This is a genomic window from Pontibacterium sp. (genome assembly GCF_041587635.1).
Lineage (GTDB): Bacteria > Pseudomonadota > Gammaproteobacteria > Pseudomonadales > Balneatricaceae > Pontibacterium.
Genome location: NZ_JBFGYC010000747.1, coordinates 1 through 1,196, shown reverse-complemented (window position 1 = coordinate 1,196; position 1,196 = coordinate 1). Strand labels below are relative to the sequence as shown.

Genomic DNA, 1,196 nt, shown 5'->3' with positions numbered 1-1,196 from the left:
GACCGACGTCGCTCTTACGCAGTGACCAAACAGGTGATGAACCCTTCCCATAGTTTTAGTCACTTTGACGTGGGTACAATAAAAACATTGGGGGGGGATGTACGCACAGACCTCGTGGAGTTTTATGATCAGTATTACTCCTCTAACCTGATGACACTGGTGGTAGAAGGCAAAGAATCGATCCCAGAACTCAAGCAGATGGTGGAAAAGTTATTCAGTGCTATTCCAAACAAAGAAGCTGAACCCATCAACGTCGACGCGCCTTTGTTTGAAACCGGCACACTACCCGCCCATCTGAGTATTAAGTCGCTTAAGGACAACAACACGCTCGCACTCACCTTCCCGGTTGAAAGCGTGCGGGATTCCTGGCAGGAAAAACCGCTGCTCTATATCTCTGACCTTGTTGGCTATGAAGGCCATGGCAGTTTATTGGCTTATTTGAAGGAGCAAGGCTATGCCAACAGCCTATCAACCTCGACCGGTATCGATCTGAAAGATCAGGCCGCATTTAAGGTAAAAATTGAATTAACTGATGCGGGCCTTAAACAGCAGCAAAAAGTGATTGAAGCATTCTTTTCGTATATGGATCTGATTCGTCGCGACGGTATACAACTGTCGCTCTATCAGGAACAAAGACGATTGAGAGATGCTGAGTTCCGATTTCATCAGGGCACAACACCAATGAAGGAAGTCAGCCACCTTGCAGCGATGATGCAACGATTCCCCGTCGAGCACGTGTTCGACGCCCCTTATGTTATGGAGCGTTTCGACGTCAAACAGATCAAATCCTATCTTGATCAGATTTCGCCAAACAATATGCTGGTGACAACCCAATCTCCCGACGTGCAAACTGATCGGATAGACCCCTGGTACAATACAGGCTATCGGGTTGATGCGTTACACGCCGATCAGCTGGAAAACTGGCAAAACCCTGCCGCTATTGCTGACCTGAATGTCCGCAGCCGAAACCCATTTATGGCCGATGAAATGGTCGTAAAAGCGAATACTGATGACGCGGAAATTAGCCGACCCGAGGTCGTATTTGAGCGAAACGGTATGCGCCTGTGGCACCTGCAAGACACCGAATTCAATACACCAAAAGCGGATACCTTCTTCTCGGTCGCCACACCCAATGCGAATAGCAGCGTAGAACACGCCATCATGACGGCGCTTTACACCCAGATGGTATCTGACCG

Annotated in this window: 1 protein-coding gene; it reads left to right on the top strand. The window is 48.7% G+C overall.

Features of this window, described 5'->3' with window-relative positions; all coding sequences use genetic code 11:
* A partial coding sequence (locus ABYW01_RS21385; protein WP_372836635.1) for an insulinase family protein occupies positions 1-1,196 on the top strand: 1,196 nt, incomplete at both ends.